This window comes from Streptomyces cyslabdanicus (genome assembly GCF_052663305.1).
Genome location: NZ_JBQRUW010000040.1, coordinates 113,574 through 137,038 on the forward strand (window position 1 = coordinate 113,574; position 23,465 = coordinate 137,038).

The 23,465-nt window shown below is 72.8% G+C and carries 18 protein-coding genes and 2 pseudogenes; 11 read left to right on the forward strand and 9 right to left on the reverse strand.

Annotated features, from left to right (window positions below):
• Positions 1–198 precede the first annotated feature (198 nt).
• The gene (locus ACTYVM_RS23685; RefSeq protein WP_445527871.1) at positions 199–1,611 is read left to right on the forward strand and encodes a glycoside hydrolase family 16 protein; all 1,413 of its coding nucleotides are present in this window, start codon (positions 199–201) and stop codon (positions 1,609–1,611) included.
• 72 nt (positions 1,612–1,683) lie between these two features.
• Here the strand turns inward: ACTYVM_RS23685 and ACTYVM_RS23690 are convergent, their stop codons facing one another.
• A complete protein-coding gene (locus ACTYVM_RS23690; protein ID WP_445527872.1) occupies positions 1,684–2,229 on the reverse strand; it encodes a P-loop nucleotide/nucleoside kinase family protein in 546 nt (181 codons plus the stop codon).
• 230 nt (positions 2,230–2,459) lie between these two features.
• On the opposite strand from ACTYVM_RS23690, the gene zwf reads away from it, so the two are divergent.
• The 3 genes from zwf to gnd are packed head-to-tail and all read left to right on the forward strand — an operon-like array spanning position 2,460 to position 6,242.
• A complete protein-coding gene (gene zwf / locus ACTYVM_RS23695) occupies positions 2,460–4,379 on the forward strand; it encodes a glucose-6-phosphate dehydrogenase (protein WP_445527873.1) in 1,920 nt (639 codons plus the stop codon).
• Complete coding sequence (gene opcA / locus ACTYVM_RS23700; RefSeq protein WP_445527874.1) at positions 4,376–5,302, forward strand: glucose-6-phosphate dehydrogenase assembly protein OpcA; 927 nt, start codon at positions 4,376–4,378, stop codon at positions 5,300–5,302. Before zwf ends, opcA begins: the two co-directional genes overlap by 4 nt.
• Positions 5,303–5,342: 40 nt before the next feature.
• Complete coding sequence (gene gnd, locus ACTYVM_RS23705) at positions 5,343–6,242, forward strand: phosphogluconate dehydrogenase (NAD(+)-dependent, decarboxylating) (protein WP_445527924.1); 900 nt, start codon at positions 5,343–5,345, stop codon at positions 6,240–6,242.
• Between the two features lie 237 nt (positions 6,243–6,479).
• Here gnd and ACTYVM_RS23710 read toward each other — a convergent pair whose 3' ends face one another.
• Both ACTYVM_RS23710 and ribA read right to left on the reverse strand, forming a co-directional pair.
• Positions 6,480–6,941 (reverse strand): PPOX class F420-dependent oxidoreductase, encoded by a 462-nt coding sequence (locus ACTYVM_RS23710; RefSeq protein ID WP_445527875.1) that lies wholly within the window; start codon positions 6,939–6,941, stop codon positions 6,480–6,482.
• Positions 6,942–7,066: 125 nt separating this feature from the next.
• On the reverse strand, positions 7,067–7,726 hold the full coding sequence (ribA, locus tag ACTYVM_RS23715) for a GTP cyclohydrolase II (protein ID WP_400031197.1): 660 nt from the start codon (positions 7,724–7,726) through the stop codon (positions 7,067–7,069).
• A gap of 38 nt (positions 7,727–7,764) precedes the next feature.
• On the opposite strand from ribA, the gene ACTYVM_RS23720 reads away from it, so the two are divergent.
• Complete coding sequence (locus tag ACTYVM_RS23720) at positions 7,765–8,556, forward strand: creatininase family protein (RefSeq protein ID WP_445527876.1); 792 nt, start codon at positions 7,765–7,767, stop codon at positions 8,554–8,556.
• A gap of 167 nt (positions 8,557–8,723) precedes the next feature.
• On the opposite strand, the pseudogene ACTYVM_RS23725 reads toward ACTYVM_RS23720, so the two are convergent.
• From ACTYVM_RS23725 to ACTYVM_RS23745, 5 genes and pseudogenes are all read right to left on the reverse strand, one after another.
• A pseudogene (locus ACTYVM_RS23725) lies at positions 8,724–9,974 on the reverse strand (lysylphosphatidylglycerol synthase transmembrane domain-containing protein); the annotation flags it as partial.
• Complete coding sequence (locus tag ACTYVM_RS23730; protein ID WP_445527877.1) at positions 9,971–10,951, reverse strand: methyltransferase domain-containing protein; 981 nt, start codon at positions 10,949–10,951, stop codon at positions 9,971–9,973. The pseudogene ACTYVM_RS23725 and the gene ACTYVM_RS23730, both read right to left, overlap by 4 nt.
• A 167-nt stretch (positions 10,952–11,118) precedes the next feature.
• Complete coding sequence (locus ACTYVM_RS23735; RefSeq protein ID WP_445527878.1) at positions 11,119–12,303, reverse strand: glycosyltransferase family 4 protein; 1,185 nt, start codon at positions 12,301–12,303, stop codon at positions 11,119–11,121.
• Positions 12,300–12,698 carry a 6-pyruvoyl trahydropterin synthase family protein gene (locus ACTYVM_RS23740; protein WP_400031189.1) on the reverse strand — a complete coding sequence of 133 codons (399 nt, stop codon included), beginning with the start codon at positions 12,696–12,698 and terminating at the stop codon, positions 12,300–12,302. Before ACTYVM_RS23740 ends, ACTYVM_RS23735 begins: the two co-directional genes overlap by 4 nt.
• Before the next feature lie 183 nt (positions 12,699–12,881).
• The gene (locus ACTYVM_RS23745) at positions 12,882–13,859 is read right to left on the reverse strand and encodes a zinc-dependent alcohol dehydrogenase (protein WP_445527879.1); all 978 of its coding nucleotides are present in this window, start codon (positions 13,857–13,859) and stop codon (positions 12,882–12,884) included.
• Positions 13,860–13,969: 110 nt separating this feature from the next.
• Here ACTYVM_RS23745 and ACTYVM_RS23750 point away from each other — a divergent pair, with 110 nt between their 5' ends.
• Together ACTYVM_RS23750 and ACTYVM_RS23755 are read left to right on the forward strand one after the other, a co-directional pair.
• Positions 13,970–14,785, forward strand: a complete 816-nt coding sequence (locus tag ACTYVM_RS23750; protein ID WP_445527880.1) for a CDP-alcohol phosphatidyltransferase family protein — start codon at positions 13,970–13,972, stop codon at positions 14,783–14,785.
• A gap of 361 nt (positions 14,786–15,146) precedes the next feature.
• Positions 15,147–15,282 (forward strand): annotated as a pseudogene (locus ACTYVM_RS23755) (helix-turn-helix domain-containing protein); the annotation flags it as partial.
• Between the two features lie 100 nt (positions 15,283–15,382).
• Here the strand turns inward: ACTYVM_RS23755 and ACTYVM_RS23760 are convergent.
• Positions 15,383–16,534, reverse strand: a complete 1,152-nt coding sequence (locus ACTYVM_RS23760; RefSeq protein WP_445527881.1) for a TetR/AcrR family transcriptional regulator — start codon at positions 16,532–16,534, stop codon at positions 15,383–15,385.
• A 90-nt stretch (positions 16,535–16,624) separates the two neighbouring features.
• On the opposite strand from ACTYVM_RS23760, the gene ACTYVM_RS23765 reads away from it, so the two are divergent.
• The 4 genes from ACTYVM_RS23765 to ACTYVM_RS23780 all read left to right on the forward strand — a co-directional run bounded on the left by ACTYVM_RS23765 (position 16,625) and on the right by ACTYVM_RS23780 (position 23,443).
• The gene (locus ACTYVM_RS23765) at positions 16,625–17,827 is read left to right on the forward strand and encodes a glycoside hydrolase family 1 protein (RefSeq protein ID WP_445527882.1); all 1,203 of its coding nucleotides are present in this window, start codon (positions 16,625–16,627) and stop codon (positions 17,825–17,827) included.
• A 26-nt stretch (positions 17,828–17,853) separates the two neighbouring features.
• Positions 17,854–19,161, forward strand: coding sequence for an MFS transporter (locus ACTYVM_RS23770; protein ID WP_445527883.1), 1,308 nt, complete (start codon positions 17,854–17,856; stop codon positions 19,159–19,161).
• 63 nt (positions 19,162–19,224) lie between these two features.
• Positions 19,225–21,681 carry a beta-glucosidase family protein gene (locus ACTYVM_RS23775; protein ID WP_445527884.1) on the forward strand — a complete coding sequence of 819 codons (2,457 nt, stop codon included), beginning with the start codon at positions 19,225–19,227 and terminating at the stop codon, positions 21,679–21,681.
• A gap of 121 nt (positions 21,682–21,802) precedes the next feature.
• Positions 21,803–23,443: a family 20 glycosylhydrolase gene (locus ACTYVM_RS23780; RefSeq protein ID WP_445527885.1), complete on the forward strand. Its 1,641-nt coding sequence runs from the start codon at positions 21,803–21,805 to the stop codon at positions 23,441–23,443.
• The last annotated feature ends 22 nt before the right edge of the window (positions 23,444–23,465 follow it).

Consider the following 23,465-nt stretch of genomic DNA (forward strand, 5'->3'; position numbering starts at 1 on the left):
CCGACGTCCCCTCTGTCGCGGTGAAGCCTTGAACTCCCGTTCCGGGAAAGGACTTTCTTTGCTTTGACTCTTGACGGTGGCGGAGCCCTTGGGCACATTGGCCGCGCAACCATCGATGAGAGCGCTCTCAAGACCTCCCCGTACGTGTTCGAGCACGGCATCCGAGCACCCCCACTCCGTACCCGAGAGGCACCCCCCATGAGTGAACCCCCCGTCGCGCCCGCCGGTGCGCGCCGCAGACGTTCCGTGCGGCGCGCGCTCGTCGCCGTCCTCGGCACGCTCGGTCTGGCGGCGGCCGCCGCCACCGCCGGGACCCTGCCCGCGAGCGCCTCCGCCCCCACACCCCCGTCGGGCTGGACGCAGGTCTTCCTCGACGACTTCGACGGTCCGGCCGGTAGCGCTGTCGACACCTCCAACTGGCAGTACGACACCGGCACTTCCTACCCGGGCGGCGCCGCCAACTGGGGTACCGGCGAAATCGAGACGATGACGTCCAGCACCAGCAACGTCGCCCTGGACGGCAACGGCAACCTGCTCATCACCCCGCTCCGGGACGCCGCCGGCAACTGGACCTCGGGCCGCATCGAGACCAGGCGCACCGACTTCCAGCCCCCGGCCGGCGGCAAGCTGCGCGTGCAGGCCCGCATCCGGATGCCCGACGTCACCGGCGCCGCGGCCAGGGGGTACTGGCCCGCCTTCTGGACGCTGGGCGCGCCCTTCCGCGGCGACTACTGGAACTGGCCCGGGGTGGGCGAGCTGGACATCATGGAGAACGTCCAGGGCCTCAACACCAACTGGGCGACCATGCACTGCGGCACCAACCCGGACGGGCCGTGCAACGAGACGACGGGCATCGGCGGTTCGACGTCGTGCCCGGGCGCCACCTGCCAGGCCGGCTTCCACACCTACGCGATGGAGTGGGACAAGTCGACCAGCCCGGAGGAGATCCGCTTCTACGTCGACGACGTCAACTTCCACACGGTGAAGGCCGACCAGGTGGACGCGACGACCTGGGCCAACGCCACCGACCACGGGTACTTCCTCATCCTGAACGTGGCGATGGGCGGCGGCTTCCCCGACGCGTTCGGCGGCGGCCCGGACGGAGGCACCGAGCCCGGCCACCCGATGACCGTGGACTACGTGCAGGTGCTCCAGTCCTCCGACGGTGGGAGCGGTACCACACCGCCCCCGTCCGGCAACCGGGACGCCTACAGTCCCATCGAGGCCGAGTCCTACGACAGCCAGAGCGGCGTCGTCACCGAGGCGACCACCGACATCGGCGGCGGCCAGAACATCGGCTCCCTCGCGAACGGCGACTGGGCCCTCTACCGGGGCGTCGACTTCGGCTCCACCCCGGCCACGCAGTTCTACGCGCGGGTCGCCAGCGGCGCCGCGGAGGGGGTCGGCGGGCTGGTCGAGGTGCGCCTGGACAGCCGCGACAACGCCCCCGTCGGCAGCTTCGCGGTGTCCAACACGGGAGGCTGGCAGTCATGGACGACGGTCCCGGCGAACATCGGCCCGGTGACCGGCACCCACGACGTGTACCTCACCTTCAGCAGCGGCCAGCCGGCGGACTTCGTGAACGTCAACTGGTTCGACTTCGGCCACTGACCGGCACGCACGGCATGGCGCCGGGGCTCCACGCGCGTGCGTGGGGCCCCGGCGCCGTGTCGTGGCCGCCGCCTACGGGGCCACTCCCACCCCGACGCGCGTCAGGACCTCGTCGGCCAGTTCCTGGCAGGGGCGCTCGCCGTCCAGGAAGATCGTGTCCGCCGGCAAGGCGTCCGCCGCGGCCGCGCACTGCTCGATCCGGGCCTTGCACCACTGCCGGACGGCCTCGTCACGTTCAGGATCGTGCGGCGCGACGCTCCGGGCGTCGATCCGCCGCGCCAGGACCTCGGGCAGAACCTTGAGGAAGAAGTGGTGGACGGTCGCTCCCGCTTCTTCCAACGCGCCGAAGATCTCGGCGACGTACCCCGGGTCGGCCAGCGTCATCGGAACCAGGATCGGACGTTCGTACTCCTCCAGCAGGCCCACGGCCATGCCGGCCACCTGCCGGCGCCACAGGCGCAGGTCCTGAAAGTTCCCGGTCGGCACCTCGACGATGCCCCGCAACACGTAACCGATCTGCTCCGGGTCATAGACCAAAGCAGCAGGCCAGCGCCGGTGCAACTCGTCGCCCAGGGTGGTCTTCCCACTCCCGAAGGCGCCGTTCACCCAGATGATCACGCATGTCTCCCGTCTTGGATCACCGTCACCGGGCCCACAGGCTAATCGGGCGGATCCGCGGATCGAGGTGAGGGATGCGCCGTACGAGGACACCCTGTATTACGAGGACACCCTGGAGACGGACGAGCCGGTCGCGCCCGGCACGGTGGTCACCGCGCCAAAGGCACGCCGCGCGGCGACCCACTGGACGCGGTGGCCAGGTCCTTCGACGGCAAGGGAGTTGACGTGGAATGAGCAAGAAGCCCACCGAGGCGGCGGCACAGGCCTCCCGGGCGGCCGACAGCGGACCACCGGCCGCCGGCTCCGGTCCCGGCCCCGGCCAAGGCCCCGCCGGCTCCCGCTCCGGCCCCAGCCCCAGCTCCGACTCCGGCCATGGTCCCGGCCCCGACCAAGGCCCCGCCGGCTCCGGCCCCAGCCCAGGCAACGGCCCCGACCCCAGCCCCGGCCCCACGGACAGCCAGGCCCCTGCGGTCACGCGCGGCCAGGCGACTCCGCGCGCGCGGGCGCCGGAGGCGCCGTCCGCGCGGCCCGGCCGCAGGACCGCGACCGGGAACGGGGCCTCCCGTGCCAAGGGGCACCAGGCGCCGGACGCGGGTGCCGAGGTCCGGGTGCCGGTGGCGGCGGCCGCCGACTGGGTGAATCCGCTGCGTGACCCACGGGACCGGCGGCTGCCACGGATCGCGGGGCCGTCCGGGCTCGTGATCTTCGGTGTCACCGGGGACCTGTCCCGCAAGAAGCTGATGCCCGCCGTGTACGACCTGGCCAACCGCGGCCTGCTGCCCCCGGGCTTCTCCCTGGTCGGCTTCGCCCGGCGGGAGTGGGAGGACCAGGACTTCGCGCAGGTGGTGCACGACGCGGTCGAGGAGTACGCGCGCACGCCGTTCCGCGAGGAGGTCTGGCAGCAGCTCTCCGAGGGCATGCGCTTCGTCCCCGGCGACTTCGACGACGACACGGCGTTCAAGCGCCTGCGCGAGGCGGTGGCGGACCTGGACTCCTCCCGCGGCACGGCCGGCAACTTCGCCTTCTACCTCTCCGTACCGCCCAGGTTCTTCCCCAAGGTCGTACAGCAGCTGAAGAAGCACGGCCTGGCCAAGGGCCCGCAGGGCGCCTGGCGGCGCGCGGTCATCGAAAAGCCGTTCGGGCACGACCTGGCCAGCGCCCGGGAGCTGAACCGGATCGTGCACGAGGTCTTCGCCCCGGAGCAGGTCTTCCGCATCGACCACTACCTGGGCAAGGAGACCGTCCAGAACATCCTGGCCCTGCGCTTCGCCAACCAGATGTACGAGCCGGTCTGGAACCGCTCCTACGTCGATCACGTGCAGATCACGATGGCCGAGGACATCGGCATCGGCGGCCGGGCCGGCTACTACGACGGCATCGGCGCCGCCCGCGACGTCGTCCAGAACCACCTGCTGCAGCTGATGGCGCTCACCGCGATGGAGGAACCCATCGCCTTCGACGCCGAGGCGCTGCTCACCGAGAAGCTGAAGGTGCTGAAGTCGGTGCGGCTGCCCGAGGACCTGGGCACCCACACCGTACGCGCCCAGTACGCGTCGGGCTGGCAAGGGGGCAGCCAGGTCGTCGGCTACCTCCAGGAGGAGGGCATCGACCCGCACTCGAGGACCGACACCTACGCGGCGCTGCGACTCGAGATCGACAACCGCCGCTGGGCCGGTGTCCCGTTCTACCTGCGCACCGGCAAGCGCCTGGGCCGCCGGGTCACCGAGATCGCGGTGGTCTTCCAGCGGGCCCCGCACTCCCCCTTCGACACCTCGGCCACCGAGGAGCTGGGCGAGAACGCGATCGTGATCCGCGTCCAGCCGGACGAGGGCATGACGGTCCGGTTCGGCTCCAAGGTGCCGGGCACCTCCATGGAGATCCGGGACGTGACGATGGACTTCGCCTACGGTGAGTCCTTCACGGAGTCCAGCCCGGAGGCGTACGAACGCCTCATCCTGGACGTACTGCTCGGCGACGCCAACCTGTTCCCCCGCCCCCAGGAAGTGGAGGAGTCCTGGAAGATCCTCGATCCGGTGGAGGCGTACTGGGACGACCACGGCAGGCCGGCGCAGTACCCGGCGGGCACGTGGGGCCCGCCGGAGGCCGACGAGATACTCGCACGAGACGGACGGAGCTGGCGCAGGCCATGAAGATCGACCTGACCGACACCACCGCGGGGGACATCAACAAGGCGCTGATGCGGGGCCGCCGCGCCATCGGCACACCCGCCGTGGGCATGGTCCTGACGATGGTCATCGTCACGGACGAGGAGAACGCCTACGACGCGCTCAAGGCGGCCGAGGAGGCCTCGCGCGAGCACCCCTCGCGCACCCTGCTCGTCATCAAGCGGCACGCCCGCACCCTGCGCGACCGCACGCACTCCCGGCTGGACGCGGAGGTACGGGTCGGCTCCGAGGCCGGTACGGGTGAGACGGTCGTCCTGCGCACCTACGGCGAGGTGTCCGACCACGCCGACTCGGTGGTGCTGCCGCTGCTGCTGCCGGACGCGCCGGTCGTCGTCTGGTGGCCGGTGGACGCGCCCGAGAACCCCGCGAAGGACCCGCTGGGCCGGCTGGCGCAGCGCAGGATCACCGACCTGTACGCCTTCGAGCGCCCGCTGGAGATCCTTCAGACGCGCGTGCGCAACTACTCCCCCGGCGACACCGACCTCGCCTGGACCCGGCTCACCCCCTGGCGCTCGATGCTGGCCGCGGCCCTGGACCAGGCCCGGGTGCGGGTGGTGTCGGCGGCCGTGGAGGCCGAGGCGGACAACCCGAGCGCGGAGCTGCTGGCCCGCTGGCTGGAGGCCCGGCTGGGCGTGCGGGCGGACCGCGTGGTCTCCGGCGGCCCGGTCGTCACGGCCGTGCGGCTGGGCACCGACAACGGGGAGGTCGTCATCGACCGGCCCGAGGGCCCGCTGGCCACGCTGACCCTGCCGGGCCAGCCGCCGCGCACCCTCGCGCTGAAGGTCCGCCCCCTGTCCGAACTCATCGCCGAGGAGCTGCGCCGCCTCGACGCCGACGAGATGTACGCGGTCGCCCTGCGCGGCGAGAGCGCCAAGGAGACCGTCTGAATGTCCGACATCCGGCAGGAAGTGAACTGACATGGCAGCGATGCAGTTGGGTCTCGTCGGCCTCGGCAAGATGGGCGGCAACATGCGGGAACGCCTCCGCGACGCCGGCCTCACCGTGGTGGGCTACGACCGCGATCCGGACCTCTCCGACGTGGACGGCCTGGTCGATCTCGTGGACCGGCTCGAGGCACCGCGCACGGTCTGGGTGATGGTGCCGGCCGGCGCCGCCACCCAGGGTGTCATCGACCAGCTGGCGACCCTGCTCAAACCCGGCGACATCGTCGTCGACGGCGGCAACTCGCGGTGGACGGACGACGAGAAGCACGCCCGGCAGTTGCAGGCGCGCGACATCGGCTTCGTCGACGCGGGCGTCTCGGGGGGCGTGTGGGGCCTGAAGAACGGCTACGCGCTGATGGTGGGCGGCGACGAGGAGCACGTCGAGCGTCTGAAGCCGGTGTTCGACGCGCTCAAGCCCGAAGGTCCGTACGGCTTCGTCCACGCGGGCAGCGTGGGCGCGGGCCACTTCGCGAAGATGGTCCACAACGGCATCGAGTACGCGATGATGCAGGCCTACGCCGAGGGCTGGGAGCTGCTGGAGAAGGTCGGCTCGGTCACCGACGTGCGCGAGGTGTTCCGTTCCTGGACGCAGGGCACCGTCATCCGCTCCTGGCTGCTGGACCTCGCCGTGGACGCCCTGGACGACGACGAGCACCTGGAGAAGCTGCGCGGCTACGCGGAGGACTCCGGCGAGGGCCGCTGGACGGTGGAGGCCGCCATCGACAACGCGGTGCCGATGCCGGCGATCACCTCCGCCCTGTTCGCGCGGTTCGCCTCCCGCCAGGACGACTCCCCGCAGATGAAGATGGTCGCGGCGCTGCGCAACCAGTTCGGCGGCCACGCGGTGGAGGCGGCACCGGCGGACGAGGCGAAGAAGGACTGAGAAGGACTGAGAAGGACTGACGCCCCGGACACGCGCCACGGGTGCGTCCTGCGCGCGGGACCGCGACGTGCACAGGGTGCGTTCAGGGCGCCGCGCCACTGGGCGCACAGGCACGTCCGGGGAGTGCCGTACGCGCCCGGCTCACGGGCGCGTACAGGCCCCGTGCCGCCGGGCGCCCAGGGGCCTCGGAGACCGCCGCACGGGCGCGGCGGCCGCCCCGGCACGGGGGCGCGCGTCTCACCCGCCGGCGGCGCCCCTGGGGATGCCGTAGGCCCGTTCCACCCGTAGGCGGAGCACCAGGCGGCGGTCGCGGACCATGGTGGCGCGGTAGTCGTCCCAGTCGGGGTGCTCGCCGAGGACGTCGCGGTAGAGGCGGACCAGTTCCTCGACGGTCCCGTCGTACGGGTCCGCGGCGACCGGTGACAGGTCCGCGGTGCCCTCGGCCACCGTGTAGGCCCACCGGTCCGGGCTGGTGACGTGGTAGGAGGCCCGCGGGTCCCGGCGCAGGTTGCGGGTCTTGGCGCGGTCGTCGGTGATCGAGACGCGGATGACCCGCTCGTCGGGGTCGTAGGCGTGCGAGACGTTCGACAGCTGGGGCCGGCCGTCCCGCTTGAGGGTCGCGAGCACCCCGCCGCGGCTTTCGGAGAGCAGCGCGAGCAGGGCTTCCTGTACGGCGTCGTACGGCGTGTCCTGAGTCATACTCCGGTCAACCCGTGGGGCCGAGCCTCGCATTCCCCGTGGTCGCTCCCCCGCCCGCGGGCCCCCTGGGCAAGGGGGCGGGGCGGAGGGACCCCGGCGGTCGCCCGCCGGGCTTCCCACTCCGTTCAGGACAGGTGCGCCACCGCGTCCAGGTGGGGCAGGTGGTGGTCGAGCCGCTCCCGCTTGGTGCGCAGATAGGTGATGTTGCTCTCGCACGGCGGGATCAGCAGCGGTACCTGCTCGGCGACTTGGATTCCGTGCCGTACCAACGCCTCACGCTTGCGCGGGTTGTTGGACAGCAGACGCACCGAGCGCACGCCCAGGTCGGTCAGCATCCCGGCGGCGACGCCGTAGTCGCGGGCGTCGACCGGCAGGCCGAGCGCGAGGTTCGCCTCGACGGTGTCCAGGCCCTCCGCCTGGAGGGCCATCGCCCGCAGCTTGGCGAGCAGCCCGATGCCCCGTCCTTCGTGACCTCTCAAGTAGACGACGACGCCGCTGCCTTCGGCGACGACGGCGCGCAGCGCGGCGGCGAGCTGGTCGCCGCACTCGCAGTGCTGGGAGCCGAAGGCGTCCCCGGTCAGGCACTCCGAGTGCAGCCGGACCAGGACCCGGTCGGTGCCGATGTCGCCGTGCACCAGCGCGACCTGTTCGTCGCCGCGGTCGTGGTCGAGATAGCCGACGGCCTGGAATTTCCCGTACACGGTGGGCAGTGGGGCATTCACGACGCGCTCCACGCCCGTGCGCCGGGAAGACTTCTTGCCGAGTACGCCGAGGTCTTCTGTCATGATCTGATTCCTAAGCAGAGACGAAAGGCCGGAAAACAATGAGCGGTTCGGGAACGCGGCCGACGGCACATGGTCTGCTGCCGGCGGACACCACGCAAGACGTACGGACGCGGGGGGCGGACCTCGCACGGCAGGTGGCGGTCCTGCCGGTGGGCAGTTTCGAACAGCACGGTCCCTTCCTCCCGTTGGCGACCGACACACTGGTCGCCTGCGCCATCGCACGCCGGATCGCCGACGCGTACCCGGTGCACCTCCTTCCACCGGTGACGATCTCCTGCTCGCACGAGCACGCCGCCTGGCCGGGAACCGTCAGCATCTCCTCCGTGACCCTCCATGCGGTGGTGCGGGACATCGCGGACTCGCTGCGCCGCTCCGGCGTCGAGGCCCTGGTGGTCGTCAACGGTCACGGCGGCAACTACGTGCTGGGCAACGTGGTCCAGGAGGCCTCCGCGCGCGGTGAGCGCCTCGCGCTGTTCCCCGCCGCTGAGGACTGGCAGACGGCCCTGGACACGGCCGGGGTGCGCACCTCGCCGCTCACCGACATGCACGCGGGGGAAATCGAGACCTCCCTTCTTCTGCACGCCCATCCGGAAATGGTCCGGGCCGGTTACGAGTCCGCCGATTTCGTCGCGGACGACCGGCGGCATCTGCTCACCACCGGAATGTCCGCCTATACCGAATCGGGCGTCATCGGCCGTCCTTCCCTCGGTTCCGCGGAAAAGGGCGAGAAACTGCTGAACAGCCTGGTGGATTCCTTCGGGGCGTATTTCTCGCTGCTCACGTCCGAGGGCTCGGAGCTCTCGGAGCTGCCGGAGAGCGGACGCGCATAGGTCCCGCCGGACGCGTGGCCGGGTTCCGCGGCCGGTTCGGCGGGGCGGGACCCGGCGCGCATCGCGGCGTACCAGCGGGCGACGAGGACGAACGCGCCCGGCAGGCCGGCCACGAAGCTCAGCACCCCGTACACCACGGCCACGGCCACTCCGGAGCTCGCGCCGAGTCCGGCGGCGCCGAACGCCCAGGCGGCGACGCCCTCGCGGGGTCCGAACCCGCCCACGTTCAGCGGCAGTCCCATGGCGACCAGCGCGAGGACGGCCAGCGGCAGCAGGACGATCACGGGGACGGAGGGGCCGGCGGGGACGGAGGAGCCGGCGACGTGCGCGGCGACCATGAACATCCCAATGTGCCCGGCCAGGACGACGGCCGAGGACAGCGCGACGCCCGGCCCGTTGCGGCGGGACAGCAGCCCCTCGCGGGCCTCGGCGAGAGCACGGCGCAGGGCCCGTCCCCGGCGCGAGGGCGCGCGGTTCAGGCGCAGGGCGAGGACGACGGCGAACGCGCCGGCGGCGGCGAGGGCGACCGGTGCCGCGAGGTGCCGGGTCTGGTCGCGCACGGGGGACGGCAGGGTCAGCAGCACCGCCGCGCCGGTGACGGCGAGCGCGATCTGCCCGGCGACCCGTTCGAGGACCACGGCCCGCACGCCGCGCCCCAGGTCGCCGGTGCTCCGCCCGTGCCGCACCGCCCGGTGCACGTCGCCCAGGACGCCGCCGGGCAGTGCCGCGTTCAGGAACAGCGCACGGTAGTAGTCGGCCACCGCCGGGCCGAGCGGCAGCCTGATGCCCAGGCCGCGGGCCACCAACTGCCAGCGCCAGGCGCTGAACACGGTGGTGACCAGCCCGATGCCGAGCGCCGCGAGAAGGGTCGGCGCGTCGATCCGCCGCAGCCCGTCCAGAAAGACGCCGGTGCCCAGCCGCCACAGCAGGACGGCGAGGATGGCGACCCCGGCGGCGGTGCCGAAGTGGGTCCGCAGGGCACGGGTGTTGAGGCGGGAGAGCCCCGCGAGCGGGGTACGGCCGCGGATGGCGGCACCGGATGCACCGTGCGTACGGGGCGTGTTGGGCACGCCGGACTCGCTCGACGCGCCGGACGCGCCGGACGCGTCAGCGGTGCTGGGCACGTCGGAGGCGCCAGGCGCGCGGACGGTGCCGGACGCGTCGAGCTCACGGGGCGAATCGGGAGCGCCTGCCGTACCGGGTACGGCAGGCACGCCGAGCGTGCCGGGCCCACTGAAAGCATGGGACGGATCGGGGGCACCTGCCGCACCGGATACGCCAGGCGCGTCGGGAGCGCCAGGCGCGCCACGGGTGCCGGACTCGTCGCACGAACGGGACGGATCCGGAGTTCCGGCCCGCTCGTACGCCCCCGCCTCCGGGTCGCGTACGAGAGGTGCGTGCATCGTCTGCGCGCTCATGCGGCGCGGTCCGTCGGCCGGGACAGCGCCAGCAGGTCGATGTGGTGCACGACGACCCGCAACTCCCCCGCCGCACACGCCTCCAGCCGGTCGGCGAGGTAGCGGTCGGCGCGCGACCTCAGCTCGGGACGCTGCTCGACGGCCGCGCCGACCCAGCCGCGCAGCCACTGGGCGGTCAGTTCGCGCTGGTCGGGGCCGAGCCGCCAGGGGCTCGGGTGCACCCGTACGGTGGCGCCGTGCGCGGCGAAGGCCTCGCGGGCCGCGTCGACCGCGTCGGGACCGAGCAGTCCGGAGCGCCGCTGGTGGGCGTTGAACGCCTCGGTGATCTCGGCGTCCAGCGGATCGGCCGGGGTGAGTTCGACCCGGCCGGCCACCGAGAGCGTCAGCAGTGCCGGGCAGCCCGCTCCGGCGCAGGCGGCGGCGAGGGTGTCGATCTCCTCGCGGGTCAGGACGTCCAGCAGCGCCGAGGCCGTGACCAGGGACGCGCCGGACAGGGCGTCCGGGGTGAGCCGGGCCACGTCGCCGCGCCGCGTCTCCACGGTGACCCGGCTGCCGTCGGCGGCGGCGCGCGGCGAGGCCACGGCCGCGAAGTGCAGCAGGTAGGGGTCGCGGTCGTGCAGGACCCAGTGCTGGGCGCCGTCCAGCCGGGGGGCGAGCCAGCGGCCCATCGAGCCGGTGCCGCACCCCAGGTCGTGCACGACGATCCCGCCGTGCCGGCCGGGCCGGTTCACCAGCCGGATCCGCAGCGGATCGAGCGACTCCGTCGCCCGCGCGGCGGCGTCCGCCGCCTCCCGGAGCTGCAGCCACTCGGGCGCGTACCGGGGCGGCTCCTCCGGTGCCGGGCCCTCCCGAAGCCTCACGGTGGGCCGCTCACCGGGTCCCTCCCCGGGCTGCTGGGCGGGCCCGGCCCCCGGGATCACCGCCGGGGACGCGGCGTCCTGAGCCGCTCGTGCGGAGAACGCACCGGATTCCGCCATGGCCAAGGGATCCTTTCCTGCGAGTCGCGCCGCCTCCGGGGCCGGCCACCCCGCCCCGCCCCGACTGCGGTCAGCCGCCGGCGCACCAGCACCGCCAGCACCGGTGACGCTGGTGGCACCGGTGTCGGCGGCCGGCCGGGCGGTCCCCGTGGACGTCTCCGGCGTGGTCATGCCGCCCTCCGGGGTTCCTTCGGCAGCCAGCCGAGCACGCCGGCCAGGCTGCGGGCGGTGGTGGCCCAGCCGTCCAGGGCGGCGCGCCGGCCGCGGGCGGCGGACTTCAGCCGGCGCCGGACGTCGGCCTCGCCGAACCAGCCGCGCAGTTCGGCGGCGAGGGCCGCGGGGTCCTCCGGCGGTACGAGGATGCCGGGCACCCCGCCGTCGGGGGCGCGGCCGACCGCCTCGCCCACCCCGCCGACGTCGGTCGCGAGCACCGGGATGCCCCGGGCGAGGGCCTCGGTGACCGCCATGCCGTACGTCTCCGCGTAGGAGGCGAGGACCATCAGGTCGGCGGCGGCGTAGCTGGCGTCGAGTTCGGCCCCGGACCGCGGTCCGACCAGGTGGAAACGGTCCTCCAGGCCGTGCTCCGCGATCAGGCCGCGCAGCCGGTCGACGTAGGCGGGGTCCTGGGTGAGCGCGCCGACGCAGGTGCAGTTCCACGGCAGGTCGGTGACCGCGGCCAGCGCCTCCACCAGCCGGTGCTGCCCCTTGCGCGGGGTGACGGAGGCGACGCACAGCAGCCGCGAGACCCCGTCGGTGCCGGGGGCGACGGGCGCGATGTCGGCGCCGGGGGCGGCGGCGTGCACGCGGTCGGGGGCGAGGCCGTGGTGGGAGACGAGGCGGCGCACCGCCCAGTCGCTGGTGGCGACGACGGCGGAGACCGCGCGCAGCACCTGGCGTTCCCTGGCGTCCAGTTCCGCGGCCACGGCCGGGTCGAGTCCCGTCTCGTCGCCGAGCGGCAGGTGGACGAGGACGGCCAGGCGCAGCCGGTCGGCCTCGGGCCCGACGATCTCGGGCACGCCGCAGGCGACCAGTCCGTCGAGCAGGACGACGGCGCCGTCGGGCAACTCCCGTAGGACGCGGGCGAGTTCCGCGCGGGCCTGGGTATCGGGCCGGGGCCAGGAGCCGTTGACGGCATGGGGCCTGACCTGCCAGCCGAAGCCGGGCAGGTCCAGGCTCACCCGGCGGTCGTAGGCGTTGCCGCCGCTCGGGGTGGCCGGGTCGTCGACGCCGCCCGGCAGGACGAAGTGCACGGTGCGCAGGGACATGGGGATGATCCCGACGTTCTCCGAGCCGGCGCGCTGCGCGGGCAGGTAGGCAAGGGGCGCGGGGCGGTGGACGGTCGTGTCGGTCACAGCGCACGCTCGTAACTCGCCCAGGCGACGTGCGACTCGTGGAGGGTGACGGTGAGGCCGGCCAGGCCTTTGGCGCCCTCGCCCAGGGCGCCCTTGTGGATCCGTTCGGCGAGCCGGTCGGCGATGACCTTGGCCAGGAACTCGGTGGAGGTGTTGACGCCGGCGAAGTCGGGCTCGTCGTCGAGGTTGCGGTAGTTCAGCTCGCCCACCACGGCGCCCAGTTCCCGCGTGGCCAGTCCGATGTCGACGACGATGTTGTCGTCGTCCAGCTGTTCGCGCCGGAAGGTGGCGTCCACGAGGAACGTGGCTCCGTGCAGACGCTGCGCGGGCCCGAAGACCTCGCCGTGGAAGCTGTGGGCGATCATGATGTGATCGCGGACGGTGATGCTGAACAACGGACGACCCTCCAGGTGCGGCGCGTCTGGTCCCCCGGCCGGTGCCTGCCGGGGGATGCCGTGTAGTACGGCTCTTCGCTTCCCCGTGTTCAGTGCCCGCTCACACTTTTCTCAAGGTCAGGCGCTCATGCCGTTCTCAGGGCCAGGCGCTCCTGTCGTCCCGGATCGGATGATCGGCCGTGCTCAGTCGGCGTACCTGACCCGGTGGCACAGGGCCGGGATCTCCCCGGAGGCGAGTCTCGGCATCACCTCCGGCAGTTCCTCGAACGCGCTCTCCCCGGTGACGAGGGCGTCGAGGGCCGGGTCGGCGAGCAGGTCGAGCGCGAGGGCCAGCCGGTCGGCGTACGTGCGGCTGGAGCGGCGGGCCGGGGAGACGGTGCCGACCTGGCTGCTGCGGACGACCAGCCGGCGGGAGTGGAAGGCCTCGCCGAGCGGGAGGACGACGCGCCGGTCGCCGTACCAGCTCAGTTCGAGGACGGTGCCCTCGGGGGTGAGCAGGTCCAGCGCGCGGGCGAGGCCCTGCTCGGTGGCGCTGGCGTGCACGACGAGGTCGCACTCACCGAGCGCGTCCTGGGGCAGCGCGAAGCCGGCGCCGAGCGCCTCGGCGACCTCGGCGCGGGCGGGGTCCGCGTCCACCAGTTGCACCCGCACGCCGGGGAACCGGGCCAGCAGGGCGGCCACCGAGCAGCCGACCATGCCGCCGCCGACCACGGCGATGCGGTCGCCGACCAGGGGCGCGGCGTCCCACAGCGCGTTCACGGCGGTCTCGACGGTGCCCGCGAGCACCGCCCGCCCGGCCGGCACGTTCTCCGGCACACGGGTCACCGCGCTCGCCGGGACGACGTAGCGGCTCTGGTGCGGGTGGAGGCAGAAGACCGTCCGCCCGGCCAGCTCCGACGGGCCCTCCTCCACGACGCCCACGCTGAGGTAGCCGTACTTCACCGGGCCCGGGAAGTCGCCCTCCTGGAACGGCGCCCGCATGGCCTCGTACTGGCTCTCGGGCACCTGGCCGCGGAACACGAGCGTCTCCGTGCCGCGGCTGATCCCGGAGTACAGCGCGCGGACGACGACCTCGCCCGGCCCGGGCTCCGGAAGGTCCGTCCGGCGTATCTCGCCGTGGCCCGGCGAGGTCAGCCAGAAGGCGCGCGCGGAGCGGTTCATCGAGAATCCTCCTGAACGATCGAGAAGTTGTTCACGTACCGAGAAGTGCACAGGCCGCGCACAACGTACGCGGCGTTGATCGACTCTGTCACTCGTCCGGAGGGTGTTCGGTGGCCCTGAACAACACGTACGACGCACGGCTGGTCCAGCAGGAGACCGTGGTGGGAGCGGGCGCGCAGATCCTGTTGCTCGCCCTGCTCGGCCCGGCGATCGGCATGGGTCCCGCGGGCTGGGTGACCGGCCTGATCTTCGCCGTCGCCACCTGGGCGGTGCTCTCCCGGGCGCTGCGCCGTTCGCGGCCGCGTTCCTTCGGCCCGGCCAACCGGGTCACCCTGGGCCGGGCCGTTCTCGTCGGTGGGGTGACGGCGCTGGTCGCGGACTCCTTCGAGAGCGCACCGCCGGTGTCGCTGCTGGTCGCGCTCACGGCGGTGGCGCTGATCCTGGACGGCGTCGACGGCAGGGTGGCCCGCCGCACCGGCACCTCCACGGCGCTCGGCGCCCGCTTCGACATGGAGGTGGACGCGTTCCTGATCCTGGTCCTGAGCGTGTACGTCTCAACCCGGCTCGGCCCGTGGGTGCTGCTGATCGGCGGTATGCGGTACGTGTTCGTCGCCGCCGCGCGCGTGCTGCCTTGGCTGAACGCCCCCCTGCCCCCGAGCACGGCCCGCAAGACGGTCGCCGCCCTCCAGGGCATCTGCCTGCTGCTCGCGGGCGCGAACCTGCTGCCCCTGCCGGCCACCACCGGTGTGGTGCTGCTGGCTCTGGCCCTGCTGGTGTGGTCGTTCGGCCGGGACGTGCTGTGGCTGTGGCGGACGTCGCGGGTGCGGGCGGCTGCCGCCGAGGCCGGCGTGATGAGGGAGGCCCGCCTCAAGGAGTCCGTCGCGGAGCCCGTCGAGGGAATGCTGGAGGCCGCGCGGGCAGCGTGACGTTCCACGACACTGGAGGGCCGGCTCGGATCGCGGGGATGTGATCCGGGCCGTTCCCGTGTCCACCAGGTGACGAAAGCGCCGAGGAGCCCGGCACGCACACGAGGCGTGGGCCCGGACTGCTCCGCATGTCGGCTCGCCCTCGCACCGGAACGTGTCCTCGCCCGCCGTCCCGGGCCGCGTTCGAACAGGACGGAGAACGCAGCAGCGCGGGTGGCGCATCCGGCCCACTCCCCCGCGCCCCGATCACCGACCCCATAGGTTTCGTCCCATGCCGGGCCGCCTGCTCGAACTACACGTCGAGAACTTCCGCAGTCTTCGTGACGTGACCGTGCCGCTCGGTCCGCTCACCGTGTGAGCTAACGGCCACCCCTATGCCCGGCTCGCCGCCGGGTTCGGCATCGGCACGACGATCGCTTGCCGCTACATCACCGAGGCCGTCGAAGTCCTGGCCGCCCTCGCCGAGTCTTGCGGAGGCGGTCCGGATCGCCGGAAGCGGCCCAGAAGTGGGCCGCCCAGGGCGCTGACCTGTGGTGATGGTCTGGCAGGGGCGGAAGCTGGAGAGTTTCCCGTCAGCTCGACGCCGCCCGCTGACCGTCAGCCCAAGGGCGGCGCAACCCCGATCAGGGCCTCCAAGTCGATGGCATCGGGTTCGTAGAGCCAGGCGATCAGCCCCCCGAGCGCGAGCGCGACCAGCCACTGCGCGTTCGTGCGCGCTTCCTCCTCCCCCAGCGACTGCGCCGCTGCGAGGTCGTCCGCCGCGCTGGCGAGGTTGTCGGCGAGCCGCTTGGCCATCTGGGCGTGCGCCGGGTGGGAGGGCACGGTGGCTTCGCACATGAGCACGATCTCCGCAGCGGCCTGCCAGCGGGGACGGTCCAGCAGCGCCCGGAGCCGGCCGTAGGGATCCGACTCGTCCTTCGCGGGGGCGAACAGCTCCGCGAGGACCAGGTCCAGGAGTGCGTGCTTGGTGGGGGCGACGTGCACGAGCGCGGCCTTGGTCAGTCCGGCCTCCTCCGCGACGGCCTGCATGGAGGTGCCGTGGTAGCCGTGGCGCGCGTACAGGCGCGCCGCGACCTCGACGGCCCGTGCACGTGACGTCCGCTCCGGCGGCGTGTCTGCGTTCACGGTGTCCGCCGGCCGAGGTGCGGGCCCGGGCAGGGCGGGCGCGGGCGGAAACCCGCTCGCCTTCATCTCGTCTTCGTGGGTGGCGAGTTGGGTGGGGATGTCGATGAGGCCGGGGAAGTAGAGCGAGAGGATCTGCAGGCCGTCCCACGCGGCGCCGAATCGCTCGGCGGCCAGCCTGGCCGAGCGCTCGTCGTCCCCGGGACTGCTGAGCATCTGCACGCCCAGGCGGGTGCCGACCCGTTGGCGCGTCCGCATGAGTTCGTGACCGGGGTGCTCGGGGCTGGTCGCCTCGCCGAGCAGTGCGGTGAACAGGGGGATCCAGCCGCGCGTGTCGGCATTGCGTCGCGCCGTCTCGGCCGCGGAGGGGAACTTGCCCGCGGAGTCCGCGTCGGTCGCGAGCCAGTCGCCGTGCTCGCGGTCGAGGCGGTCGACGAGGGCGGTGAGGATCTCCTGCTTCGAGGCGAAGTGGCGCAGCAGTGCCGGGTGGGAGATCCCCGAGGCTGCGGCGATGTCGCGCAGCGACGTGGCCCCGTAGCCGGAGCTGATGAACAGCTCGTGGGAGGCGTCGAGGACGCGTTCGACGCGCTCTCGTCCGGTCCGGTAACTGCCCCGCTTCGTTGCCATCGCTCCAGTATCGCCGCTGTGTTAACCTTCCTCAAATCTTACCACCTTCCTGGTAACTTTTCGTTTCGTTGGGACGAGCGAAGGAGCGACATGGCCGGCCTGCGCAAGGACTTCCTCTGGGGTGCCTCCACCTCCCCGCACCAGGTGGAGGGCAACAACCTCAACTCGGACTGGTGGGCACTGGAGACCGCCCCCACCTCCCCGTTCCCGGACCTCAGCGGCGACGCGGTCGACAGCTACCACCGCTACAACGAGGACATGACCCTGCTGGCCGGGGCCGGGCTGAACGCCTACCGCTTCGGCTTCGAGTGGGCCCGGATCGAGCCGGCCGACGGTCAGTTCTCCCGTGCCGAGCGCGACCACTACTGGCGCATGATCGACGCGGCACTCCGGCTCGGTCTCAAGCCCGTGGTGACGCTGCACCACTTCACCCTGCCGCGCTGGTTCGCGGAGTCCGGCGGCTGGCGCAGGCCGGACGCGGCGGACCGCTTCACCCGTTACATCGAGTTCATCGCCCCGGCGCTGCAGGAAGTGGACTGGATCTGCACGATCAACGAGCCGAACATGCTCGCGTTGTTCGCGACCATCCAGGAGGCCCTCTTCAAGGTGACGGACAGCCAGGGCGCCGCCGCGACGGAACTTGCGACGGCGATGGCTCAGGTCCGCCCCGACCAGGCGCTCGGGGACACGCTCGCGCAGGTGCACCGCCGCGCCGTCGAGGTGGTGCGCGCGACCACGAACGCGAAGGCGGGCTGGACCGTCGCACAGCAGGCGTTCACCCCCACTGAGGGCAACGAGGACGTCTTCGAGCGCGTCCACCACGAGTGGGAGGGCTTCTACCTCGACGTCGCCCGCGACGACGACTTCTTCGGCGTGCAGGCCTACACCAGCCAGCCGGTCGACGCGAACGGCCCCGTGCCGCACCCGCAGCACCCCGACAACTCCCTGACCGGCTGGGCGTACCGGCCCGACGCGCTGGGCATAGCGCTGCGCCGTGCGTGGGACGAGACCGGCGGCGTTCCCCTGCTGGTCACTGAGAACGGCATCGCCACCGCCGACGACACCCGGCGGATCGCCTACACCACCGAGGCACTCGGCCACCTGGAGAAGGCGGTCGCGGACGGCGTCGACGTGCGCGGCTACCTGCACTGGTCGGCGCTCGACAACTACGAATGGGGCCGCTACGCGCCCACGTTCGGCCTGATCGCCGTGGACCGGGAGACCTTCGTGCGCACCCCGAAGCCCAGCCTGGCCTGGCTCGGCGCCTGCGCCCGCCGCAACGGCCTGCACTAACCACGCCGACGAAACAGAGACCCCGGATGTCCACGCACGCCGACCCCGGGCCGGCCTACGCCCCCTCCACGACGGCCGACGCCGCGCCGACCGACCCGCAGGCCGCGCAGCCCTCCCGCAAGGTGCCGCCAGCACTGCGGCGACTGTTCCGCACCGCCCCGTTCGTCGCCCCGATGGCCCCGATCGTCTACTCCGTCACGGCCTACTACATCGCCATCCAGGTCGAGCACATGGACCCGGGCGCGAAGACCTCGAACCTCGCGTTCATCAACGCGCTCGCCGCCGTGGCCGCGATGGTCGCCCAGCCGATCGTGGGCGTGCTGTCGGACCGCACCCGCAGCCGCTACGGCGCGCGAAGACCGTGGATGCTCGTCAGCGCCTGCCTCGGCGCCACCGCTCTGCTCACCTGCGGACTCGCACCGAACGTGGCCGCGCTGACCGTGTGCGTCATGCTGGTGCAGTTCGGGTTCAACGCCTTTCAAGGACCTTTCTCTGCGCTGCTGCCCGACCGGGTCCCCGACCATCTGCGCGGCCGCTACTCGACCGGCGTCGGGCTGGGCATGGTGCTCGGCGCCATCCTCGGCCCGATCGCCGGCTCGCTGTTCGCCGACGACATCCCGCTCGGCTACGCGGTCATCGCCGGTGTGGCGCTCCTCGCGATCGTGCTCTTCGTGGCCCTCGTGCCCGACCGCGACAACCGCGGTGAACCGCGCCGGCCGTTCTCGCTGCGCGCCTTCCTCTCCGCCTTCTGGATCAACCCGGTCCGCAACCCCGACTTCTTCTGGGGCTTCGCGGGACGCTTCCTGCTGTTCGGCGGCTACGCGATGCTGAACACCTACCAGCTCTACCTGGCCCAGGACTACATCGGCCTGACCCTGGAACAAGCGAAACGAACCGTGCCGCTGCTCAGCCTGGTCGCCCTGCCCGGGATCCTGGTGGCAACCACGGTCGCGGGACCGCTGTCCGACCGCCTCGGGCGACGCAAGCCGGTCGTGCTCGTCTCGGGACTGCTCATCTCCGGCGGCGCCGTGATTCCACTCGTCCTGCCCTCGGTTCTCGGACTCGCACTGTCCAGCTTCGTCGTCGCGTCGGGCTTCGGCGCCTTCGCCGCCGTCGACCCGGCCCTGATGAGCTCCCTCCTGCCCGACCCGGACGACTTCGGCAAGGACCTCGGGGTCCTCAACCTCGCCGCGACCCTGCCCAACACCATCGCGCCCGTAGCGGCCGCAGGCATCGTGCACACCTTCGGCGGCTACGCCGCGCTCTACCCGGTCGTCGGAGTGATCGGGTTCCTCGGCGCCCTCGCGGTCCTCCCCATCCGCAGCGTTCGCTGACCCGGATCCTCCCCACCCGCACCCGCACCTCCACCCTCACCCCATCCACCGAAAGGAGCGGCGATGCTCGCCTCCCCGCTCGTCACGGCGCTGCTGGAGCGCCTCACCCTCGAACAGAAAGTACGCCTGCTCACCGGCGCCTCCCTGTGGACGCTGCAGGACGAACCCGCCGTCGGCCTGCGCCCCATCGTCGTCTCCGACGGCCCCACCGGAGTCCGCGGCGCGGCCGTGGAGGACCTCGACCCCTCGGCAAGCCTGCCGTCCGCCGGCTGCGTCTGCGCCACCTGGGACCTGGAGCAGGTCCGCCGGCTCGGCGCCCTGATCGCCGCCGAGGCCCGCGCCAAGGACGTCGACGTCGTGCTCGGCCCCACCGTCAACCTGCACCGCTCGCCGCGCGGCGGCCGCCACTTCGAGGCCTACAGCGAGGACCCCTACCTCACCGGCGAGTTCGGTGCCGCCTACGTCACCGCCGTGCAGGCGCACGGCGTGGCGACCACGGCCAAGCACTACGTCGCCAACGACTCCGAGACCGACCGCTTCACCGTCGACGCCCGGGTCGACGAGCGGACCCTGCGCGAGGTCTACTTGGCCCCCTTCGAGCGGATGGTGAAGGAGGGCGCCTGGCTGGTGATGTCCGCCTACAACTCCGTCAACGGCACCACCATGACTGCCAACCCGCTGCTGCGCGACCCGCTGAAGGACGAGTGGGGCTTCGACGGCGTCGTCGTCTCGGACTGGATGGCGGTGCGCGACACCGAGCCGTCGGCCAACTCCGGCCAGGACCTGGCCATGCCCGGCCCGGACGGGACATGGGGCGACGCGCTCGTCGAGGCCGTCAAGGCCGGACGCGTCCCCGAGGACACGATCGACGAGAAGGTCGCCCGGCTGCTCCTGCTCGCCTCGCGCGTCGGCGCCCTGGAGAGCGGTCCGGCGACTGTCCCGGTCGAGCCCTGGGACGACACCGCGATCGCAGGCCTGCTGCGCGAGGCCGCCGCGGACGGCATGGTCCTGGCCCGCAACAACGGGACCCTGCCCGCCCCGCCCCGGGAAAGACTGACCGTCGGCGTGATCGGGCAGCACGCGCTGCGTGCCCGCGCCCAGGGCGGCGGATCGGCGTCCGTGTTCCCGCGCCGCGTCGTCACGCCGCTCGACGGTCTGCGCGAGGCCTACGGTGCGGACGCCATCGACTTCGCCCCCGGCCTGCCCCCGGTCGACGAACTGCACCCCTTCGCGGGCGGCACGGTCACCGACCCGCTGACGGGCGACCACGGCGTCCACGTCCGCTACCTCGACCAGGACGGCGAGACGTTCAGCGAGGAGACCATCCCGTCCGGGCGCTTCTCCTCGTTCGGCGACCCGCGACTGGCCCAGGCCACCCGCCTCGAGCTGACCACCCGCTTCACCCCGGACCGCGACGGCCGCCACGACCTCGGCTTCGCGGGACTGGGCGGCTTCACCTTCGAGATCGACGGCGTCACCGTCAGCACCGGCCCGCTCGGGGTCCCCGAGGGCGGCGACCCGATGGCCGCCCTCCTCAACCCCCCGTCGTTCGTGGTCTCCCACGACCTCAGCCGCGGCCGGACCGTCGAACTGCGCCTGACCTACACCCCGGAGCTCCTCGGCTACCCCTTCGCCAGCGTCAAGCTTGGCTTCAAGGACCTCTTCGGTGACCCAGAGCAGGAGTTCCAGCGTGCCATCGAGGTGGCGGCCGCGAGCGACGTCGCCGTCGTGGTCGTCGGCACCACCGAGGCCATCGAGTCCGAAGGCTTCGACCGGCCGGGCCTCGCCCTCCCCGAAGGGCAGGACGAACTCGTGCGCCGCGTCGCCGAGGTCAACCCCCGCACCGTCGTGGTCGTCAACTCCGGCGCCCCGGTGCTGATGCCATGGCTCGACGAGGTCGCCGCCGTCGTCCTGGCCTGGTTCCCCGGCCAGGAGTTCGGCGCGGCCCTCGCCGACGTCCTGACCGGCGCCCGCGAGCCGGGCGGCCGCCTGCCCACCACCTGGCCCACCCGCGAGGAGGACGTCCCGGTCTGGGAGGTCACGCCCGACAACGGCCGGCTCGCCTACACCGAAGGCCTCCGCATCGGCTACCGCGCCTGGCTCAAGCGCGAGGCCGACGGCGGCAACGCGCCCGCGCTGCCCTTCGGGTCCGGCCTCGGCTACACCACCTGGCAGATCGACGCACCGACCCTCACCATCGAAGGCGACCGCGTCGTCGTCCTGGCCGAGGTCACCAACACCGGTGCCCGGCACGGCAAGCAGGTCCTGCAGGCCTACCTGTCCCGTCCGGGCTCGACCGTCGAACGGCCCGTCGCCTGGCTGGCCGGGTTCACCGCCGTGCGGGCGGACGCCGGCGAGCGGGTGCGGGCGCGGATCGAGATCGCCCCGCGGGCGTTCCAGCACTGGGACACCGAGGCGCACGCCTGGGTGACCGAACCCGGCGCCTTCACCCTCCGGATCGCGACCTCCGTCGCCGACCCCGGCCACGGCGTGACCGTCAACCCGGCCGCCCAGGGCTGACGCCCACCACTGACGCCTCGTCCCGCCCTCGTGCCTGGGGGCGGGGCAAGGCACCACCGCTGCGGGACCGGAACCTGACGCCGGTCCCGCAGCAACCCTGCTGGCTGATCAGGAGGTCCACATGACGACGTCCCCGGAGACGGCACTGCTCCGCGTTCTCCCCATTCCCCGCACGGCCGTCCCGGGCGAGCGCGGCTTCCCCCTCCGGGCGGACACCCCCGTCGTGGTCGCCGACTCCGAGCTGCTGACGAGCGCCGCCCTCTTCGCAGAGCGCCTCGCGGCGGAGACCGGGCTGGTGCTCGGCCGGGCCGAGGTCGGCGCTGCGCGGCCCGGCACGATCAGCGTCCGCGTGGATCCCGCCGACCCGGCGATCGCCGCAATCCCCGTGGCGCGCGGCGTATCCGTGTCCGGGGACGACCTCGGCGCGGAACGCCACGCCCTCACCGTGGACGGCGACGGCATCCGCGTCGTGGGCGCGTCCGCGGCCGGCGTGCACCGCGCGCTGACCACCCTGGTCGCGCTCGCCGAACAGCTCCCGGCCGACTCGACAGGCATCGGGCTGCCCACCCTGGCCCTCGCCGACGGCCCAGCCCTCGCCTGGCGCGGTCTCTCACTGGACGTGGTCCGCGCGAGGTTCTCGGTCGCCGAGGTGTGCCGGGTGATCGACCTGCTCGACCGCTACAAGCTCAACGTGCTGCACCTGCACCTGACCGACGACCAGGCCTGGCGCCTGGAGATCAGCTCCCGGCCGGAACTGACGCACGGCCAGGAGCCCGGTGCCTTCTTCACGCAGGCGCAGTACCGCGAGGTCGTCGCCTACGCAGCCGCGCGCCACGTCACCGTGGTGCCCGAGATCGACATGCCTGGCCACAGCAGCGCCGCGATCGCTGCCTGCCCGGAGCTGAGCTCGGCGGAAGCGACGGCCCTACCGGGCTCGACCGAGGAGATGTGGGCCAAGCTCGTCGCGGGCGAGCTCCGGCCGTTGTGGCTGGAGCCCGGACGCCCGGAGGTGTGGCGGTTCGTCGAGGAGGTGATCGCCGAGCTCGCGGCGCTCACGCCCGGGCGATTCCTCCACATCGGCGGGGACGAGGCCTTCGGCATGCCCGTGGCGGACCACCGGGCGTTCGTGGCCCATGTGCGCGAACTGGTCCGCGCCCACGGCAAGGAGCCGATCGGCTGGCAGGAGGCGATCCGGGCGGCGTCCGCTCCCGGCGAGCTCGTCCAGCTCTGGATCGACGAGGAGCTGGCCCCCGACCCGGCGCACCCGTTCATGACCATGCTCCCGCCGCAGGTGACGGACATGCTCCTGGCGGCCTCCCGCGAGGCCACCAAGGACACCGCTCTGATGGCCGAGCAGCAGGCGCGTGTCCTGGTCTCCTCCGGCGGACGCGCCTACCTCGACCGCCCCTACGCGGAGGCCGTTACCGGCGAGGCCGAGGAGCGCCGCGCCCGCCTCGGGCACCCGCTCTACCCGCCGGTGACGCTGCGCGACGCCTGCACCGCGCCGATCGCGGGCCTCGACGCCGAGACCGCCTTCGAGGTCGCGGGCTTCGAGGCGGTGGTCTGGTGCGAGAGCGTGAACGACGCCGACGACCTGTCCTTCCTGCTGCTCCCCCGCCTCCCCGCCCTCGCCGACCGCGCCTGGTCCCCGGGCCCCGCCCGCAGTTGGGACGACCTGCGCACCCGCCTCGCCGCCCAGTCCCCCGCCTGGCGCCGCCACGGGCTCACCTGGTTCCCGGCGCCGTCGGTCGACTGGACTTAGCGGCCGGGCCGACGGCCCGTCA

Coding starts and splice junctions, on each gene's coding strand:
- ACTYVM_RS23685 (WP_445527871.1), top strand. CDS start 199: ATGAGTGAACCCCCCGTCGCGCCCGCCGGTGCGCGCCGCAGACGTTCC.
- zwf (WP_445527873.1), top strand. CDS start 2,460: ATGAGCAAGAAGCCCACCGAGGCGGCGGCACAGGCCTCCCGGGCGGCC.
- opcA (WP_445527874.1), top strand. CDS start 4,376: ATGAAGATCGACCTGACCGACACCACCGCGGGGGACATCAACAAGGCG.
- gnd (WP_445527924.1), top strand. CDS start 5,343: ATGCAGTTGGGTCTCGTCGGCCTCGGCAAGATGGGCGGCAACATGCGG.
- ACTYVM_RS23710 (WP_445527875.1), bottom strand. CDS start 6,941: ATGACTCAGGACACGCCGTACGACGCCGTACAGGAAGCCCTGCTCGCG.
- ribA (WP_400031197.1), bottom strand. CDS start 7,726: ATGACAGAAGACCTCGGCGTACTCGGCAAGAAGTCTTCCCGGCGCACG.
- ACTYVM_RS23720 (WP_445527876.1), top strand. CDS start 7,765: ATGAGCGGTTCGGGAACGCGGCCGACGGCACATGGTCTGCTGCCGGCG.
- ACTYVM_RS23730 (WP_445527877.1), bottom strand. CDS start 10,951: ATGGCGGAATCCGGTGCGTTCTCCGCACGAGCGGCTCAGGACGCCGCG.
- ACTYVM_RS23745 (WP_445527879.1), bottom strand. CDS start 13,859: ATGAACCGCTCCGCGCGCGCCTTCTGGCTGACCTCGCCGGGCCACGGC.
- ACTYVM_RS23760 (WP_445527881.1), bottom strand. CDS start 16,534: ATGGCAACGAAGCGGGGCAGTTACCGGACCGGACGAGAGCGCGTCGAA.
- ACTYVM_RS23765 (WP_445527882.1), top strand. CDS start 16,625: ATGGCCGGCCTGCGCAAGGACTTCCTCTGGGGTGCCTCCACCTCCCCG.
- ACTYVM_RS23770 (WP_445527883.1), top strand. CDS start 17,854: ATGTCCACGCACGCCGACCCCGGGCCGGCCTACGCCCCCTCCACGACG.
- ACTYVM_RS23775 (WP_445527884.1), top strand. CDS start 19,225: ATGCTCGCCTCCCCGCTCGTCACGGCGCTGCTGGAGCGCCTCACCCTC.
- ACTYVM_RS23780 (WP_445527885.1), top strand. CDS start 21,803: ATGACGACGTCCCCGGAGACGGCACTGCTCCGCGTTCTCCCCATTCCC.